Source organism: Paenibacillus wenxiniae (genome assembly GCF_039822605.1).
GTDB lineage: Bacteria > Bacillota > Bacilli > Paenibacillales > Paenibacillaceae > Saccharibacillus > Saccharibacillus wenxiniae.
In genome coordinates, this window is record NZ_JBCGUH010000019.1 from 12,057 (window position 1) to 28,400 (window position 16,344).

Here is a 16,344-nt window from a genome sequence, read left to right on the forward strand (position 1 = left end):
CCCCCGGTCCGCAATTCCGTAATTCGGAATCTTTGGATCTTCGTGCAATTTAGTTCCGATGCCGTGACCTACGTACTCGCGTACGACAGACATGCCGGCATCTTCGATAAAACGCTGTATTGCATGCGATATAGTAAACAGACGCACATCCGGCTTCACTAGCTCCAAACCCGCAAATAAAGCTCCCTCCGTAACGTCCAGAAGGCGCTTCGCTTCGTCGGAAATGGTGCCGACCGGATATGTCCACGCCGAATCACCGTGATATCCCTGATATTGGGCTCCAATATCAAAAGTCACGATGTCGCCCTCTTGCAGTTTGCGTTTGCTTGGGAATCCATGAACGAGTTCCTCGTTCACCGAAGCACAAATACTGGCAGGAAAACCATTGTATCCTTTGAATGACGGCAAGGCATTCTGGCTGCGAATGTAACGATCCGCAATGACATCAAGCTCTTCCGTTGTAATCCCTGGCTCAATGTATTGCTTGATCAGAGCATGAGTTTCAGCAACAATTCGCCCTGCTTCTCTCATAAAGCCAAGTTCTGTTTCGGATTTGCAAATGATCATTCTGCTTAACCCCGAAGCAGTGACACAATATCAGAGGATACTTTGTCAATGCCCTGTTCGCCATCAATGTCTCTTACCAAATGCTGATCACCGTAGTAAGTCAATAGCGGGGCCGTTTTGTTGCCATACTCGTCAAGACGAGTCGCTACGCTTTCTTCGTTGTCATCGGGTCTCTGGTAGAGTTCACCGCCATCAAGATCGCAAATGCCCTCTTGTTTTGGTGGATTGAAAACAATGTGATACGTAGCGCCGCATGTTCTGCAAATGCGTCGTCCGGTAATGCGAACGAGCAGCTTATCGCGGTCTACCTTCAGATTGATTACGTGGTCCAGCTTACGGTCCATTGCTGCCAGCATGTTGTCGAGCGCTTCAGCCTGAGCCAGCGTTCTTGGATAACCGTCAAGCAAAAAACCTTTCTCACAGTCAGGTTGAGCGAGTCGCTCTTCCACAATTCCGTTGGTTACGTCATCCGGTACAAGCAGACCCTGATCGATGTAGGACTTCGCCTTTACACCAATTGGTGTCTCCTGCTTGATCGCCAGACGAAATGCATCGCCTGTCGAGATATGAGGAATACCAAGCTCTTTAACGATAACAGCAGCTTGCGTTCCTTTACCAGCTCCCGGAGGTCCCATGAATATGATGTTCACGCTACTTCACTCCCCCCAAAACGACTATTGCAAGAACAGCACGGAAAGGTGCCGGTTGGAACGGAATTCACCATTCACCGGAACCTGCCGTCTATTTATTAATAAAACCTTTATAATGACGTTTGATAAGTTGGCTTTCGATCGTTTTCATCGTATCCAGTGCAACACCGATTACGATAAGAAGCGACGTACCACCGATTTGAACCGATTGCGGCAAACCGGAGATTGCACCAAGGAATACCGGCAGCACCGAAATGAGCGCCAGGAACAGAGAACCTGTCATCGTCAAACGTGTCATCACTTTTGTCAGATACGTTGCCGTAGGTTTGCCTGGACGAACACCTGGAATGTACCCACCGTTCTTCTTCATGTTATCTGCCATTTGTGTAGGGTTCATTTGTACAAATGTATAGAAGAACGTAAAGCCGATAATCATGATTACATAAAGAACCATGCCTAAAGGCTGGTTGTACGATAGATTTTTTGTCACCCATTGCGCCCACAAATGTGTTGACCAGAAGTTGGCGATAATTACCGGGAACTGAAGTAATGACACTGCAAAGATAACAGGGATTACACCAGCCGAGTTAATTTTCAATGGAATGTGAGTATTTTGTCCACCATACATTTTGTTCCCAACCACACGTTTTGCGTATTGGACAGGAATTTTCCGGATCCCCTGTTGGATGAAAATAACTCCAATTACGACTAGGACGACCACAATTACAACGACAGCCAGCTTGATCACGTTCATGAACGTCTGACCCTGGGTAAGGAAATCGGATTGAACCATATCACGGATATGCTGCGGAATAGCCGCAACGATACCAGCGAAGATGATAATCGAAATCCCGTTACCAATCCCTTTTTCGGTAATTTGCTCACCCAGCCACATCAGGAAAGATGTACCGGCAGTTAATACAATCGCAATCAGAGCGTAACTCCAGAACGTAGCGCCTGGAATCATCTCTGTATTGTACAAACGGTTGAAACCGATAGACGTACCAAAAGCCTGGATCAGACCCAAAATGATTGTACCATAACGGGTGACCTGCGCCAGTTTCTTTTTACCGTGTTCCCCTTGTTTAGCCCATTCCGCAAATTTCGGAATTACGTCCATCGACAAAAGCTGTACGATGATGGACGCGGTGATATACGGCATGATTCCGAGGGCAAAGATCGAGAAACGCGACAATGCACCACCGGAGAAAGTGTTTAGAAGACCGAACAATTCTTGCCCCTGGTTATTTACAGCAGTGAAAACTTCCGTGTTTACTCCAGGTACTGGTACAAACGAACCGATACGGTAGACAATCAGCACCAGCAAAGTAAAAAGTATCCGATTTCTAAGGTCTTCCACCCGCCATATATTCTTCAGGGTCTTGAACATTAGATCACCTCGGTTTTACCGCCGGCAGCCTCGATCTTCTCTACCGCAGATTGAGAGAACTTATTCGCTTTTACAGTCAGTTTTACAGTCAGATCACCGTTGCCGAGGATCTTAATGCCGCTCTTCGCGTTTTTGACCATACCTTGTTCCATCAAGAACTCCGGAGTTACTTCTGTGTCAGCAGCCAGACTGTTCAGTTCAGCTACGTTTACCAGAGCGTACTCTTTACGGGTAGGGTTAACAAATCCACGTTTTGGCAAACGACGATACAATGGGTTTTGACCGCCTTCAAATCCTGGACGAACGCCACCGCCAGAGCGGGAGTTTTGTCCTTTGTGACCACGACCCGATGTTTTACCTGTACCGCTACTAGTACCACGACCTACGCGTTTGCGTTCTTTGCGGGAACCAGGAGCTGGAGAAAGCTCATGCAATTTCATCGTTCGTTGCACCTCCTTATTGATAATAGGCTAATCTTTCGATCAATTAGCCTTGAATTTCTTTTACAGATACCAAGTGTTTTACTTGGTTAACCATGCCGCGAATTGCAGCATTGTCTTCTTGAATGACCGAATGGTTCAGCTTACGCAGTCCCAAAGTTTTCACAGTAACACGTTGTGTTTCTGGACGGCCAATCACGCTACGGACGAGGGTAATTTCCAATTTAGCCATGTGATTCCCTCCTTAACCGAGCAGCTCTTCGATTGTTTTTCCACGCAGTTTAGCTACGTCTTCAGCACGTTTCAGGCGAGACAAGCCTTCAAGTGTAGCGTTAACCATATTCATGGAATTCGAAGAACCCAGGGATTTTGTCAAGATGTCGCCTACGCCAGCGAGTTCCAGAACAGCACGAACTGGACCACCAGCGATAACGCCAGTACCTTCCGATGCTGGTTTCAGCATAACGCGGCCTGCGCCGAATTTACCGTTTACCAGGTGAGGAATTGTTGTTCCTACGAGTGGAACGTGGATCAGGTTTTTCTTAGCATCTTCGATACCTTTACGGATCGCGTCAGGTACTTCGCCAGCTTTACCCAGACCAGCACCAACCCAGCCTTTACCATCGCCTACTACTACCAGCGCGCTAAAGCTAAAGCGACGTCCGCCCTTTACTACTTTAGCAACACGGTTGATGTGAACTACTCTTTCAGTCAGTTCCAAAGTATTTGGATCAATACGCAAGTCGTTTACCTCCTTTTTGCAATAGATTAGAATTGAAGACCCGCTTCACGAGCTGCATCTGCCAGGGCTTTAATCCGTCCGTGATACAAATAGCCACCGCGATCGAATACTACAACCTCGTGTCCTTTGTCTTTCGCACGTTTTGCGATTAGTTCGCCAACTTGAGCAGCTGCTTCAACGCTACCGCCGTTTTTGATTTCGCCGATCTCTTTATCCAGAGTGGAAGCAGAAACGAGAGTTACGCCAGCCACGTCATCGATCAATTGAGCATAAATGTGTTTGGAAGAACGGAACACGTTCAGACGTGGACGTGCAGCTGTACCAGTGATGTTCTTACGAACACGCAGGTGTCTTTTCAGACGAGCTTTGTTTTTATCCGCTTTAGTAATCATGACTTATCTTTCACTCCTTTCATTATACATGAGCTAGCTTCAAGCTAAGCAGCTCGGGGTAATTCAAAATTATCCCCTAGCTTACTTCTTCTTACCAGCTTTACCTTCTTTACGCAGAATGCGTTCGCCTTCGTACTTGATACCTTTACCTTTATACGGTTCTGGTTCACGAACGGAACGGATTTTCGCAGCATAAGCACCTACGCGCTCTTTATCGATACCGTTAACGACGATACGTGTGTTAGAAGGAACATCGAATTCGATGCCAGCTTCTGGAGTGATTTCTACCGGGTGAGAGTAACCAACGTTCAGAACGATTTTATCGCCAGATTTGCTTGCGCGGTATCCGACACCAACCAGTTCCAGGGCTTTGGAGAAACCAGTAGTTACTCCGCTAACCATGTTGCTTACTACGCTGCGTGTAGTTCCGTGCAGGGAACGATGCAGTTTATTGTCAGAAGGACGCTCAATCGTGATCACGTTACCTTCAACGACTACTTTCATATCTTGGTGAAGTTGGCGGGACAGGGTTCCTTTCGGACCTTTTACCGTCAGAGTAGTGTTGTTCAGAGTCACCTCTACACCACTTGGTACTTCAATTGGTTTACGACCAATACGGGACATTGCATTGCACCTCCTTATTTTATGACGTCAATTACCAAACGTAGCAAATAACTTCGCCGCCGCTTTTTGCTTGACGAGCCTCTTTATCAGTTACTACTCCACTAGAAGTAGAGATGATCGCGATTCCGAGTCCACCAAGAACGCGAGGAACCTCGTTGCTCTTTGTGTAAACACGAAGTCCTGGTTTACTGATACGTTTCAGACCAGTAATTACGCGTTCGTTATTTTGACCGTACTTCAGGAAGATACGGATAATTCCTTGTTTGTTGTCCTCAACGAATTCAGCATCACGGATGAAGCCTTCGCGCTTCAGAATATCAGCGATTTGCTTTTTCATTTTGGAAGCTGGAACTTCTACTGTTTCGTGACGCACTGTGTTCGCGTTACGAATACGTGTAAGCATATCAGCAATTGGATCTGACATAGACATGTGTGTGAACCTCCTTCCTGTTAATCAATGATTTACCAGCTTGCTTTTTTCACGCCAGGAATCTGGCCTTTGTAAGCCAATTCGCGGAAGCAAATACGGCAGATTTTAAACTTTTGCAAAACGGAATGTGGACGACCACAACGTTCGCAACGAGTGTAAGCACGCACTTTGAACTTCGGAGTACGCTGTTGTTTGACTTTCATTGAAGTTTTAGCCACTTCGCCTGACACCTCCTAAATATTTTCGGAGAAAAAGGGGCTTATATTAGAACCCCGTACTTAGACCATCTTATTTTACGAAAGGCATTCCCAGTTGAGTCAGAAGCTCACGGGACTCTTCGTCTGTTTTCGCAGTTGTTACGATAACGATATCCATACCACGTACTTTATCGACTTTATCGTACTCGATCTCTGGGAAGATCAGTTGCTCTTTAAGACCCAGTGTGTAGTTACCACGACCGTCGAACGCTTTGGAAGAAACACCGCGGAAGTCACGCACGCGAGGCAGTGTAATGTTAACCAGTTTGTCCAGGAAGTAGTACATGCGATCACCGCGCAGTGTTACTTTAACACCGATTGGCATACCTTCACGCAGCTTAAATCCAGCGATGGATTTTTTAGCGCGAGTGATAACTGGTTTTTGACCAGCGATCAGTTGAAGATCGTTTACAGCAGAATCCAAAACCTTGGAGTTCGATACCGCTTCGCCCACACCCATGTTGATAACGATTTTCTCAACTTTAGGTACTTGCATTACCGTTTTGTATTGAAACTTCGTAGTCAGAGCAGGAACGATTTCGTTCAGGTACATATCTTTCATTCTTGAAGCCATTGGGGAAGGTCCTCCTTTCTTGAACAGTAGTTATTAATCGATTGTATCGCCGGAGCGCTTAGCCACACGAACTTTCTTGCCGTTGTCCAGTGTTTTGTAACCAACGCGGGTTACTTTCTTTCCGTCCTTTGGATCAACGTGCATTACGTTAGACACGTGGATAGGTGCTTCTTGCTCGATGCGTCCGCCTTGCGGGTTCAGCTGAGACGGTTTTTGGTGCTTCGTAATCATGTTCACACCTTCAACCAGCACGCGGTTTTCACGAGGATAAGCAGCGATGATGCGACCTTTTTTACCTTTGTCTTTACCGCTGATTACGATAACCGTGTCATCCTTTTTAACGTGCAGCTTGTTGTTGTGGGATTCCAAAACTTTTTTCACTTTAGCCATTTCTGTACACCTCCTATAACTCACTCAGGCACACGGCCCTATATCGGGATCGTTTAGATGACTTCTGGAGCCAGGGAAACGATTTTCATGTAATCGCGATCGCGCAGTTCACGAGCAACTGGTCCAAAGATACGAGTACCACGAGGGCCTTTATCGTCTTTGATTACCACTGCTGCGTTTTCGTCAAATGCGATGTAAGAACCGTCTTTACGACGTACAGAGCTCTTCGTGCGAACAACTACTGCTTTAACAACATCACCTTTTTTGACAACGCCGCCTGGTGTTGCTTGTTTTACAGAACATACGATAGTGTCACCGATTGCAGCTGTACGACGTCCAGTACCACCTAATACGCGGATACACATCAGTTCTTTTGCGCCGGAGTTATCGGCTACAGCCAAACGTGTAAATGGTTGAATCATTTCTAGTTCCTCCTTCCGGACAGCTTATCGTTCATCATTAAATGATGACTGCTTCTTCTACGATCTCCACGAGTCTCCAGTTTTTGTCTTTCGACAGTGGACGAGTTTCCATGATTTTAACAACGTCACCGATTTTCGCAGTGTTGTTTTCATCATGAGCTTTGAATTTTTTAGTGTACTTAATGCGTTTGTGATACAGGTCATGCTTTTTGTAAGTTTCTACAGCTACAACGATTGTTTTGTCCATCTTGTCGCTGACAACTTTACCTACCTGCACTTTACGGGCATTGCGTTCGCTCATAGTGGGCCTCCTCCCTTGCTGACGGGCTCACAGTCCGTCAAATGTTGGATATTATGAAGTAATTCCGAGTTCTCTTTCACGAACTACTGTTTTAGCACGTGCAATTTGCTTGCGGACAGCGCTAATGCGAGTAGGGTTATCCAATTGACCGGTAGCAAGTTGAAAGCGCAGGTTAAAGAGTTCCTCTTTAAAACCAGCAATCTTTTGCTCGATTTCAGCAGTGGTAAGGTTGCGCAATTCATTAGCCTTCATTTGCTTCACCACCCAATTCTTCACGTTTCACAAACTTAGTTTTTACAGGCAGCTTATGGGAAGCCAGACGCATTGCTTCACGCGCGATTTCCTCAGATACGCCGGCAAGTTCAAACATAATTTTTCCTGGTTTTACGATGGCAACCCATTTTTCTACGTTACCTTTACCGCTACCCATACGAACCTCAAGAGGTTTTTGAGTGATTGGCTTATCCGGGAAAATTTTGATCCATACTTTACCACCACGTTTGATATAACGAGTCATAGCAATACGGGCAGCTTCGATCTGACGGTTTGTCACCCAAGCAGGTTCCAGGGACTGTAGACCAAATTCACCAAAGTTCAGTTCAGTACCGCCTTTAGCGCGTCCTTTCATGCCTGGACGATGCTGTTTACGGTGTTTTACACGTTTAGGTACCAACATGATTAGTTGCCTCCTTCCTGAGCAGCTTGTCTCTTAGCCGTAGGAAGAACCTCGCCACGATAGATCCATACTTTTACGCCGATACGACCGTAAGTAGTATGAGCTTCAGCTGTACCATAATCGATATCAGCACGAAGTGTATGCAGTGGAACAGTTCCTTCGCTATAACCTTCGGAACGGGCGATTTCAGCACCGCCAAGACGTCCGCTAACGGCTGTTTTAATACCTTTAGCGCCAGAGCGCATAGTTCTTTGAATCGATTGTTTCAGAGCACGACGGAAAGAAACGCGACGTTCCAGTTGTTGTGCAATGCTTTCAGCAACGAGAGTTGCATCCAGATCTTGGTTCTTGATTTCGGAAATGTTGATGTGAACTTTTTTACCGCCCGCAATTTTAGTTACTTCGTTACGAAGAACTTCAACTTCGGAACCACCGCGTCCGATAACCATACCTGGTTTTGCGGTGTGGATTGTTACGTTCACACGATTAGCCGCTCTCTCGATTTCGATACGGGAGACAGCGGACTCCTTCAGTTTCTTCTTCAGGTATTCACGAATCTTAACGTCTTCCAGAAGAAGATCGCCAAAATCTTTACCAGCATACCATTTAGATTCCCAGTCACGGATAATACCTACACGCAATCCGATGGGATTTACCTTTTGGCCCACACGTTTTCCCTCCTTTTATTTTTCAGTTACCACCAAAGAAATGTGGCTAGTACGTTTGTTGATCTTACTTGCGCGTCCCATTGCACGAGGGCGGAAACGTTTCAAAGTAGGACCTTGGTTTACGTAAACCTCGGAAATGAACAGGCTGTTCACGTCCATAGATTCGTTTTTCTCAGAGCTGATGAACTCAGCGTTTGCGATTGCGGAATTGAGCAACTTCTCAACTACCGGAGACGCAGATTTTGGTGTGTGACGCAGAATTGCGATCGCTTCACCAACTTGCTTACCGCGGATCAGATCAACAACGAGTTGAACTTTACGCGGAGCGATGCGTACAAACTTTGCATGTGCTTTCGCTTGCATTGCGTGACCTCCTCTCTTACTGTTACCACTCTATATTAACGTCTTGTTTTTCTGTCGTCATCAGTATGACCTTTGTACGTACGAGTTGGAGCAAACTCACCGAGTTTGTGACCTACCATATCCTCAGTTACGTATACAGGCACGTGTTTGCGTCCATCATAGACTGCAAATGTGTGTCCGATGAATTGTGGGAAAATTGTAGAGCGACGGGACCAAGTTTTGATCACTGCTTTTTTGCTATCAGCATCCAGCACTTCTACTTTTTTCAGCAAGTATCCATCCACGAAAGGACCTTTTTTAAGACTACGGCTCATCGTTGAAATCCTCCCTTCACTGTTCATGCTTCTTTACCGGGTACATCAGTCACGCACAAAGATTACTTCGTGCGGCGACGAATGATGTATTGATCGGAAGCTTTACCTTTTTTACGAGTTTTGTAACCCAGAGTTGGTTTACCCCAAGGCGACATTGGAGATTTACGGCCGATCGGAGCTTTACCTTCACCACCACCGTGTGGGTGATCGTTAGGGTTCATAACTACGCCTCGAACTTGTGGACGTTTGCCCAACCAGCGGTTACGACCAGCTTTACCGATTTTAACCAATTCATGATCTTCGTTACCTACGGAACCGATTGTAGCGCGACATACTTTCAGTACGCGACGTACTTCACCGGAAGACAGGCGGATAGATACGTATTTTTCTTCTTTACCAAGCAATTGGGCTTCCGTACCAGCTGCACGTACCAGCTGACCACCTTTACCTGGTTTCAATTCGATGTTGTGGATAACTGTACCAACCGGAATGTTTTCCAGTGGAAGGGAGTTACCGATTTTGATATCAGCGTCCGCGCCGGAGAATACTTGATCTCCAACTTTCAGTCCTTTTGGAGCGATGATATAACGTTTTTCACCATCTGCATAGTGCAGCAGTGCAATGTTGGAAGTACGGTTTGGATCGTACTCGATTGTAGCAACGCGACCTGGTATTCCATCCTTGTTGCGTTTGAAGTCGATGATACGGTATTTACGCTTGTGTCCGCCGCCGTGGTGACGAACAGTGATTTTACCTTGGTTGTTGCGTCCAGCTTTTTTGAAAAGTGGAGCCAGCAACGTTTTCTCCGGTTGATTCGTTGTAATCTCTTCGAATGTAGAAACACTCATATTACGACGAGCCGGCGAAGTTGGTTTGTACTTTTTAATAGGCACAGGTTGTCCCTCCTTACTCTACAGATTCAAAAAACTCTAGCGGTTTGCTATCTGAAGTCAATGTTACGATAGCTTTTTTCCATTCGGAAGTATAGCCATTGTAGCGACCATAGCGTTTTGGTTTAGCAGGCATGCGAAGAGTGTTGACTTTCGACACTTTCACTTTGAAGATTTCTTCAATTGCCTTTTTGATTTCGGTTTTATTAGAACGAATGTCTACTTCGAAAGCATATTTCAATTCGCTCATATACTCAGCAGTGCGCTCAGTAATTACCGGACGCTTAATGATATCACGAGGATCCTTCATTACGCGAACACCTCCTGTACCTTCTGAACTGCATCCTTAGTCAGAATCAGTTTGTCGTGCACGAGCACGTCGAGAACATTCACACCATCAGCTGCAACAAATTTAATACCTGGGATGTTACGAGCGGACAGAGCAACATTGTTGTCGTATTCCGAAGCAACTACCAGTGCTTTACGGTCTACGTTCAAGTTGTTCAGAATCGCTACGAATTCTTTCGTTTTTGGAGTGTTCAGAGTCAGAGCATCCAGAACGATGATTTCGTTAGCAATCACTTTAGAAGACAGAGCCGATTTGATCGCCAGACGACGAACTTTTTTAGGCAGTTTGAAAGCATAGCTGCGCGGAGTTGGTCCGAATACTACGCCGCCGCCTTTCCATTGTGGGGAGCGGATAGAACCCTGACGGGCACGTCCAGTTCCTTTTTGTTTCCAAGGTTTGCGTCCACCACCGCGTACTTCAGAACGTCCTTTTACTTTGTGAGTACCCAGACGAAGGGAAGCGCGTTGCATAACTACTGCATCGTGGAGCACGCTGGCATTAGGCTCGATACCGAATACGGAATCGCTCAATTCGATCTCGCCTACTTGTTTGCCATCAATGCTGTAAAGTGCTACTTTTGGCATTTCATGTTCCTCCTTTCTTTTTTACTTATTTCTTCACCGTTTCTTTTACTTTAACGAAGCTGTTTTTCGGGCCTGGGATGGAGCCTTTAACGAGAATTACGTTACGCTCAGCATCGACGCGAATAACTTCAAGACGTTGGATCGTTACTGTATCATGACCCATGTGTCCTGGCAGACGTTTACCTTTTGGTACACGGTTAGCCTGGATGGAACCCATGGAACCTGGTCTACGATGGTAACGGGAACCGTGAGACATTGGTCCGCGGCTTTGGCCCCAACGTTTAATTACGCCGGCAAAACCTTTACCTTTGGAAATACCCGTTACATCAACGAATTCACCTTGAGCAAATAAATCTGCTTTCAGTTCCTGGCCAACCTCGACACTAGCGAGGTCAACACCGCGAATTTCGCGAACGTAGCGCTTAGGCACAGTGTTTGCTTTAGTAGCATGTCCTGCTTCCGGTTTGTTTGCGCGATTAGCTTTCTTGTCCGCAAAACCGATTTGTACCGCTTCGTATCCGTCATTTTCCAGGTCTTTCTTCTGCAGAACCACACATGGTCCAGCTTCGATAACCGTTACAGGAATAACGTTACCTTCCGCGGTAAAGACTTGAGTCATACCCAGTTTTCTTCCTAAGATACCTTTCATGTTGACACCTCTTTCTACTTTCCGTAGTACCACAATCTATGTGGATTACAATTTAATTTCGATATCTACGCCAGACGGTAAGTCCAGACGCATCAGAGCATCCACAGTTTGTGGAGTTGGGTTTACAATATCGATCAAACGTTTATGTGTACGTTGTTCGAATTGCTCACGAGAATCTTTGTATTTGTGTACCGCGCGAAGAATCGTAATGATTTGCTTCTCAGTCGGCAGCGGGATCGGTCCGGATACTCCTGCGCCGGAACGTTTAGCCGTTTCAACGATTTTCTCTGCGGATTGATCAAGAATTCTGTGATCGTATGCTTTCAAGCGAATACGAATTTTCTGCTTTGCCATTTTAGTCCCTCCTTCTATCGCCCAATTTATTATCGGACATACTCCGTGAAAATTTTCCGACCGCACCGCTCATGGCAAAGGAGCCGGGTGTGTCAGTAACCTCTCACATCATCGCAACGTCTCAGCACAACATTAACTATTATATATGATGAGTTAGCATTGACGCAAGTGTTTTTTGAAACTTTTCCATAAAAAAATAAGACCTGCTTCACAATGAAGGAAGCAGGCCTTATCTACACTTTCGATTAGGATACAATGTTGCTTCGTTACAATACAATGTTGCTTATAGGAAATCTTCCTGATCTCTTACAAGATCGCGAGGAAAGATTTATTATTTGGAGATGCTAGCAACCGCGCCAGCGCCTACAGTACGTCCGCCTTCACGAATCGCGAAGCGAGTACCTTCTTCGATAGCGATTGGGTTGATCAGGGATACTGTAACTGTGATGTTATCACCAGGCATAACCATTTCAGTACCTTCTGGCAGAGTGATGATACCTGTTACGTCAGTTGTACGGAAGTAGAACTGTGGACGGTAACCACTGAAGAAAGGCTTGTGACGGCCACCTTCTTCTTTTGTCAGAACGTAAACCTGAGCGGAGAACTCAGTGTGTGGGTTAACAGAACCCGGTTTGGACAGTACTTGTCCACGCTCGATTTGAGTACGATCAACACCACGCAGCAGTGCGCCGATGTTGTCACCCGCTTGAGCGGAATCCAGCAATTTACGGAACATTTCTACGCCCGTAACTACGGATTTTTTAGTTTCTTCGTGGATACCAACGATTTCGATTTCATCGCCGACTTTAACCACACCACGCTCTACACGGCCAGTAGCAACTGTACCACGACCAGTGATGGAGAATACGTCCTCGACAGGCATCAGGAAAGGCTTGTCAGTTTGACGTTCTGGAGTTGGGATGTAAGTATCGATTGTTTCGAACATTTCAACGATTTTCTTAGCCCACTCACCATCAGGGTTTTGCAGAGCTTCACGAGCAGAACCACGAGTGATTGGAGTGTCGTCGCCTGGGAATTCGTACTCGCTCAGCAGGTCGCGAACTTCCATTTCAACCAGTTCCAGCAGCTCTTCGTCTTCAACCATATCACATTTGTTCAGGAATACGACGATGTAAGGAACGCCTACTTGACGGGACAGCAGGATGTGTTCACGAGTCTGTGGCATTGGGCCGTCAGCTGCGGATACAACCAGGATCGCTCCGTCCATTTGTGCAGCACCAGTGATCATGTTTTTAACATAGTCGGCGTGACCTGGGCAGTCAACGTGTGCATAGTGACGGTTAGGAGTTTCGTATTCTACGTGTGCAGTAGAGATCGTGATACCGCGCTCGCGCTCTTCTGGAGCTTTATCGATTTGGTCGAATGCTACAGCAGCACCGCCATAAGTTTTGGACAGTACAGTTGTGATTGCAGCTGTCAGAGTTGTTTTACCATGATCGACGTGACCGATAGTACCGATGTTAACGTGCGGTTTATTACGTTCAAATTTAGCTTTAGCCATTTTAAACATTTCCTCCTTAAAGGTAGTGTTGTGTGTGTATTGTAATGAGTACGGAATGCGATTCAGAAAGCGGTCAACCCGCTCTCTGTACATCCCATAGGTAAAAACGAAAATCAGGCGTATTAGCCGTTAGCTTTGGAGCTAACTGCTTCAGCAATGCTCTTAGGCACTTCTTCATAGTGAGAAAGTTCCATGGAGAACACGCCGCGTCCCTGTGTACCGGAACGAAGTGTTGTGGAATAACCAAACATTTCGGACAGAGGCACCTTAGCACGGATAATTTGAGTACCGTTACGGGAATCCATACCTTCGATACGGCCGCGACGGGAGTTCAGCATACCCATTACGTCACCCATGTACTCTTCTGGTACTGTAACTTCAACTTTCATGATTGGCTCAAGCAGGACAGGTTTACACTTGTCTTTCGCTGCTTTGAGTGCCATCGAACCGGCAATTTTAAACGCCATTTCGTTGGAATCGACATCATGATAAGATCCGTCTACAACTGTAGCTTTAACGTCTACAACCGGGAAGCCTGCAATGACACCATTCTTCATTTGCTCCTCGATACCTGCAAGTGCTGGACCAACGTATTCTCTTGGTACGGAACCACCGACGATTTTGCTTTCGAATTGGTTACCCGTACCAGCTTCGAGAGGTTCGAATTCAACCCATACGTGACCGTATTGACCACGACCACCGGATTGACGTACGAATTTACCTTCGACGCGAGCTGGCTGACGGAATGTTTCACGATAAGCAACCTGAGGTTGACCTACGTTCGTTTCAACCTTGAACTCACGACGCATACGGTCGATGATAATATCAAGGTGAAGCTCACCCATACCTGCCAGGATCGTTTGACCTGTTTCTTCGTTAGTCGAAGCGCGCAGAGTAGGATCTTCTTCTGTCAGTTTGCCCAGAGCAGTTGCCATTTTGTCTTGGTCTGCTTTGGTTTTAGGTTCTACAGCGATTTCGATAACCGGATCAGGGAAGTTCATGGACTCCAGAATGATCGGGTGTTTCTCATCACACAGTGTATCACCTGTTCCTGTATCTTTCAAACCTACAGCGGCAGCGATGTCACCAGCGTATACTACGCTGATTTCTTCACGGCTGTTGGCGTGCATCTGCAAAATACGACCGATACGTTCGCGTTTGCCTTTAGTAGCATTCACAACGTAAGAACCGGATTGCAGTACACCAGAGTATACACGGAAGAATGTCAGTTTACCAACATAAGGGTCAGTCATGATTTTGAATGCGAGTGCAGAGAAAGGCTCTTCATCCGAAGAATGACGAACTTCTTCTGTACCGTCTTCGAGTTCACCTTTGATCGCCGGTACATCCAGAGGAGACGGCAGGTAATCGATAACAGCATCCAACATCGGCTGAACACCTTTGTTGCGGTAAGAGGAACCACAGATTACTGGGAAGATCTTAACGTCACAAACACCTTTACGCAGTGCAGCTTTAATCTCATCGATTGTCAGCTCTTCACCTTCGAGGTATTTCATCATCAGGTCTTCGTCCAGTTCTGCAACTTTCTCTACCAATTCCATACGAAGCTCTTCAACAGTGCTCAGCAGATCGGCTGGGATCTCGATATCTACCGGATCTTTACCCAGATCATCTTTGTACTGGATAGCTTTCATTTCAACGATATCAATGATACCAACGAAGTCGTTTTCAGCACCGATTGGCAACTGAATCGCAACTGCATTAGCTTGCAGACGCTCACGCATGTCTTTAACAACATTCAGGTAGTCTGCACCGATGATATCCATTTTATTCACATAAGCGATACGAGGTACGCCATAACGGTCTGCTTGTCTCCAAACAGTCTCGGATTGTGGCTCAACGCCCTCTTTCGCACTAAATACGCCTACGGCCCCGTCCAATACACGCAGGGAACGTTCTACTTCAACGGTGAAGTCAACGTGACCTGGAGTATCAATGATATTAACGCGGTAGCCCTTCCACTGAGCAGTTGTAGCAGCGGACGTGATCGTAATACCACGCTCTTGCTCTTGCTCCATCCAGTCCATAGTCGCAGCACCTTCGTGAACTTCACCGATTTTGTGCGTACGGCCTGTGTAGAACAGGATACGTTCTGTAGTGGTAGTTTTACCAGCGTCAATGTGTGCCATGATACCGATATTACGTGTATTTTTCAAGGAGAACTCTCTTGCCATGAATAGGTACTCCCTTCAAAAATATGAATTTTTGAAAACAGGCTTGAATCCTACCAGCGGTAGTGTGCGAATGCTTTGTTCGCTTCAGCCATTTTGTGCGTGTCTTCGCGTTTCTTAACAGATGCGCCTGTGTTGTTGGATGCATCGATGATTTCAGCAGCTAAACGCTCTTCCATCGTCTTCTCGCCGCGGTTGCGGGAGTAGTTTACGAGCCAACGCAGACCAAGGGAAGTACGTCTCTCCGGCTTAACTTCGATAGGTACTTGATAGTTAGCACCACCGACACGGCGAGCTTTAACTTCGAGAACTGGCATGATGTTTTTGATTGCCGCCTCGAATACTTCCATAGGATCATTTCCTGTACGTTCTTGGATCAGGTTGAACGCATTATAAAGAATGCTTTGAGCAACTCCACGTTTTCCGTCGATCATGATGCGGTTAATCAAGCGAGTAACAAGTTTGCTGTTATACACTGGATCCGGCAGCACGTCTCTTTTGGTAACTGGGCCTTTTCTTGGCATGTTTATCCCCCTTTCTTAAATATGCAGTGCTATTGTCTGCACGATCATCAAATTATTTCTTTTCTTTCGGACGTTTTGTA

Annotated in this window: 27 protein-coding genes; all 27 read right to left on the reverse strand. The window is 46.2% G+C overall.

The window, feature by feature from the left end:
• Positions 1-567, reverse strand: a 567-nt coding sequence (map, locus tag AAHF22_RS21315) for a type I methionyl aminopeptidase (protein WP_347327032.1), incomplete at its 3' end; no start/stop codon positions are given.
• Positions 568-572: 5 nt separating this feature from the next.
• A complete protein-coding gene (locus tag AAHF22_RS21320; RefSeq protein WP_347327033.1) occupies positions 573-1,217 on the reverse strand; it encodes an adenylate kinase in 645 nt (214 codons plus the stop codon).
• Between the two features lie 91 nt (positions 1,218-1,308).
• On the reverse strand, positions 1,309-2,607 hold the full coding sequence (secY, locus tag AAHF22_RS21325; RefSeq protein WP_347327034.1) for a preprotein translocase subunit SecY: 1,299 nt from the start codon (positions 2,605-2,607) through the stop codon (positions 1,309-1,311).
• A complete protein-coding gene (rplO, locus tag AAHF22_RS21330) occupies positions 2,607-3,047 on the reverse strand; it encodes a 50S ribosomal protein L15 (protein WP_188777879.1) in 441 nt (146 codons plus the stop codon). Before rplO ends, secY begins: the two co-directional genes overlap by 1 nt.
• A 46-nt stretch (positions 3,048-3,093) precedes the next feature.
• On the reverse strand, positions 3,094-3,279 hold the full coding sequence (rpmD, locus tag AAHF22_RS21335) for a 50S ribosomal protein L30 (RefSeq protein WP_188777881.1): 186 nt from the start codon (positions 3,277-3,279) through the stop codon (positions 3,094-3,096).
• A gap of 12 nt (positions 3,280-3,291) precedes the next feature.
• A complete protein-coding gene (rpsE, locus tag AAHF22_RS21340; protein ID WP_188777883.1) occupies positions 3,292-3,789 on the reverse strand; it encodes a 30S ribosomal protein S5 in 498 nt (165 codons plus the stop codon).
• A 26-nt stretch (positions 3,790-3,815) separates the two neighbouring features.
• Positions 3,816-4,181, reverse strand: coding sequence for a 50S ribosomal protein L18 (rplR, locus tag AAHF22_RS21345; RefSeq protein ID WP_188777885.1), 366 nt, complete (start codon positions 4,179-4,181; stop codon positions 3,816-3,818).
• A gap of 81 nt (positions 4,182-4,262) precedes the next feature.
• Positions 4,263-4,805 (reverse strand): 50S ribosomal protein L6, encoded by a 543-nt coding sequence (rplF, locus tag AAHF22_RS21350; RefSeq protein WP_347327035.1) that lies wholly within the window; start codon positions 4,803-4,805, stop codon positions 4,263-4,265.
• 31 nt (positions 4,806-4,836) lie between these two features.
• Complete coding sequence (gene rpsH, locus AAHF22_RS21355; RefSeq protein ID WP_347327036.1) at positions 4,837-5,235, reverse strand: 30S ribosomal protein S8; 399 nt, start codon at positions 5,233-5,235, stop codon at positions 4,837-4,839.
• A gap of 32 nt (positions 5,236-5,267) precedes the next feature.
• Positions 5,268-5,453, reverse strand: a complete 186-nt coding sequence (locus tag AAHF22_RS21360; protein ID WP_013312154.1) for a type Z 30S ribosomal protein S14 — start codon at positions 5,451-5,453, stop codon at positions 5,268-5,270.
• 70 nt (positions 5,454-5,523) lie between these two features.
• Complete coding sequence (rplE, locus tag AAHF22_RS21365) at positions 5,524-6,066, reverse strand: 50S ribosomal protein L5 (RefSeq protein ID WP_347327037.1); 543 nt, start codon at positions 6,064-6,066, stop codon at positions 5,524-5,526.
• Positions 6,067-6,099: 33 nt separating this feature from the next.
• Positions 6,100-6,456, reverse strand: a complete 357-nt coding sequence (gene rplX / locus AAHF22_RS21370; protein ID WP_229685996.1) for a 50S ribosomal protein L24 — start codon at positions 6,454-6,456, stop codon at positions 6,100-6,102.
• A 53-nt stretch (positions 6,457-6,509) separates the two neighbouring features.
• Positions 6,510-6,878, reverse strand: coding sequence for a 50S ribosomal protein L14 (gene rplN / locus AAHF22_RS21375; RefSeq protein WP_017815372.1), 369 nt, complete (start codon positions 6,876-6,878; stop codon positions 6,510-6,512).
• A gap of 37 nt (positions 6,879-6,915) precedes the next feature.
• On the reverse strand, positions 6,916-7,179 hold the full coding sequence (gene rpsQ / locus AAHF22_RS21380) for a 30S ribosomal protein S17 (protein WP_347327038.1): 264 nt from the start codon (positions 7,177-7,179) through the stop codon (positions 6,916-6,918).
• A 51-nt stretch (positions 7,180-7,230) separates the two neighbouring features.
• On the reverse strand, positions 7,231-7,431 hold the full coding sequence (gene rpmC, locus AAHF22_RS21385) for a 50S ribosomal protein L29 (protein ID WP_017815370.1): 201 nt from the start codon (positions 7,429-7,431) through the stop codon (positions 7,231-7,233).
• Positions 7,421-7,855, reverse strand: a complete 435-nt coding sequence (gene rplP, locus AAHF22_RS21390; RefSeq protein ID WP_188777895.1) for a 50S ribosomal protein L16 — start codon at positions 7,853-7,855, stop codon at positions 7,421-7,423. The genes rpmC and rplP overlap by 11 nt, the downstream gene beginning before the upstream one ends.
• A gap of 2 nt (positions 7,856-7,857) precedes the next feature.
• The gene (rpsC, locus tag AAHF22_RS21395; RefSeq protein WP_347327039.1) at positions 7,858-8,523 is read right to left on the reverse strand and encodes a 30S ribosomal protein S3; all 666 of its coding nucleotides are present in this window, start codon (positions 8,521-8,523) and stop codon (positions 7,858-7,860) included.
• 15 nt (positions 8,524-8,538) lie between these two features.
• Complete coding sequence (gene rplV / locus AAHF22_RS21400; RefSeq protein ID WP_347327040.1) at positions 8,539-8,886, reverse strand: 50S ribosomal protein L22; 348 nt, start codon at positions 8,884-8,886, stop codon at positions 8,539-8,541.
• Between the two features lie 35 nt (positions 8,887-8,921).
• Positions 8,922-9,200 carry a 30S ribosomal protein S19 gene (gene rpsS / locus AAHF22_RS21405; RefSeq protein ID WP_188777901.1) on the reverse strand — a complete coding sequence of 93 codons (279 nt, stop codon included), beginning with the start codon at positions 9,198-9,200 and terminating at the stop codon, positions 8,922-8,924.
• Positions 9,201-9,262: 62 nt separating this feature from the next.
• A complete protein-coding gene (gene rplB / locus AAHF22_RS21410; protein ID WP_347327041.1) occupies positions 9,263-10,093 on the reverse strand; it encodes a 50S ribosomal protein L2 in 831 nt (276 codons plus the stop codon).
• Positions 10,094-10,106: 13 nt separating this feature from the next.
• Positions 10,107-10,400 (reverse strand): 50S ribosomal protein L23, encoded by a 294-nt coding sequence (rplW, locus tag AAHF22_RS21415; protein ID WP_188777907.1) that lies wholly within the window; start codon positions 10,398-10,400, stop codon positions 10,107-10,109.
• Entirely contained in the window at positions 10,400-11,023 is a 624-nt protein-coding gene (gene rplD, locus AAHF22_RS21420; protein ID WP_347327042.1) for a 50S ribosomal protein L4, read from the reverse strand. The genes rplW and rplD overlap by 1 nt, the downstream gene beginning before the upstream one ends.
• Positions 11,024-11,048: 25 nt before the next feature.
• Positions 11,049-11,672 carry a 50S ribosomal protein L3 gene (rplC, locus tag AAHF22_RS21425; protein ID WP_322907989.1) on the reverse strand — a complete coding sequence of 208 codons (624 nt, stop codon included), beginning with the start codon at positions 11,670-11,672 and terminating at the stop codon, positions 11,049-11,051.
• 45 nt (positions 11,673-11,717) lie between these two features.
• Positions 11,718-12,026 (reverse strand): 30S ribosomal protein S10, encoded by a 309-nt coding sequence (gene rpsJ, locus AAHF22_RS21430; RefSeq protein ID WP_017692074.1) that lies wholly within the window; start codon positions 12,024-12,026, stop codon positions 11,718-11,720.
• Positions 12,027-12,357: 331 nt separating this feature from the next.
• The gene (tuf, locus tag AAHF22_RS21435) at positions 12,358-13,548 is read right to left on the reverse strand and encodes an elongation factor Tu (protein ID WP_347327043.1); all 1,191 of its coding nucleotides are present in this window, start codon (positions 13,546-13,548) and stop codon (positions 12,358-12,360) included.
• Positions 13,549-13,670: 122 nt separating this feature from the next.
• Positions 13,671-15,743, reverse strand: a complete 2,073-nt coding sequence (gene fusA, locus AAHF22_RS21440; protein ID WP_347327044.1) for an elongation factor G — start codon at positions 15,741-15,743, stop codon at positions 13,671-13,673.
• 50 nt (positions 15,744-15,793) lie between these two features.
• Complete coding sequence (gene rpsG, locus AAHF22_RS21445) at positions 15,794-16,264, reverse strand: 30S ribosomal protein S7 (protein ID WP_017815359.1); 471 nt, start codon at positions 16,262-16,264, stop codon at positions 15,794-15,796.
• Between the last annotated feature and the right edge of the window lie 80 nt (positions 16,265-16,344).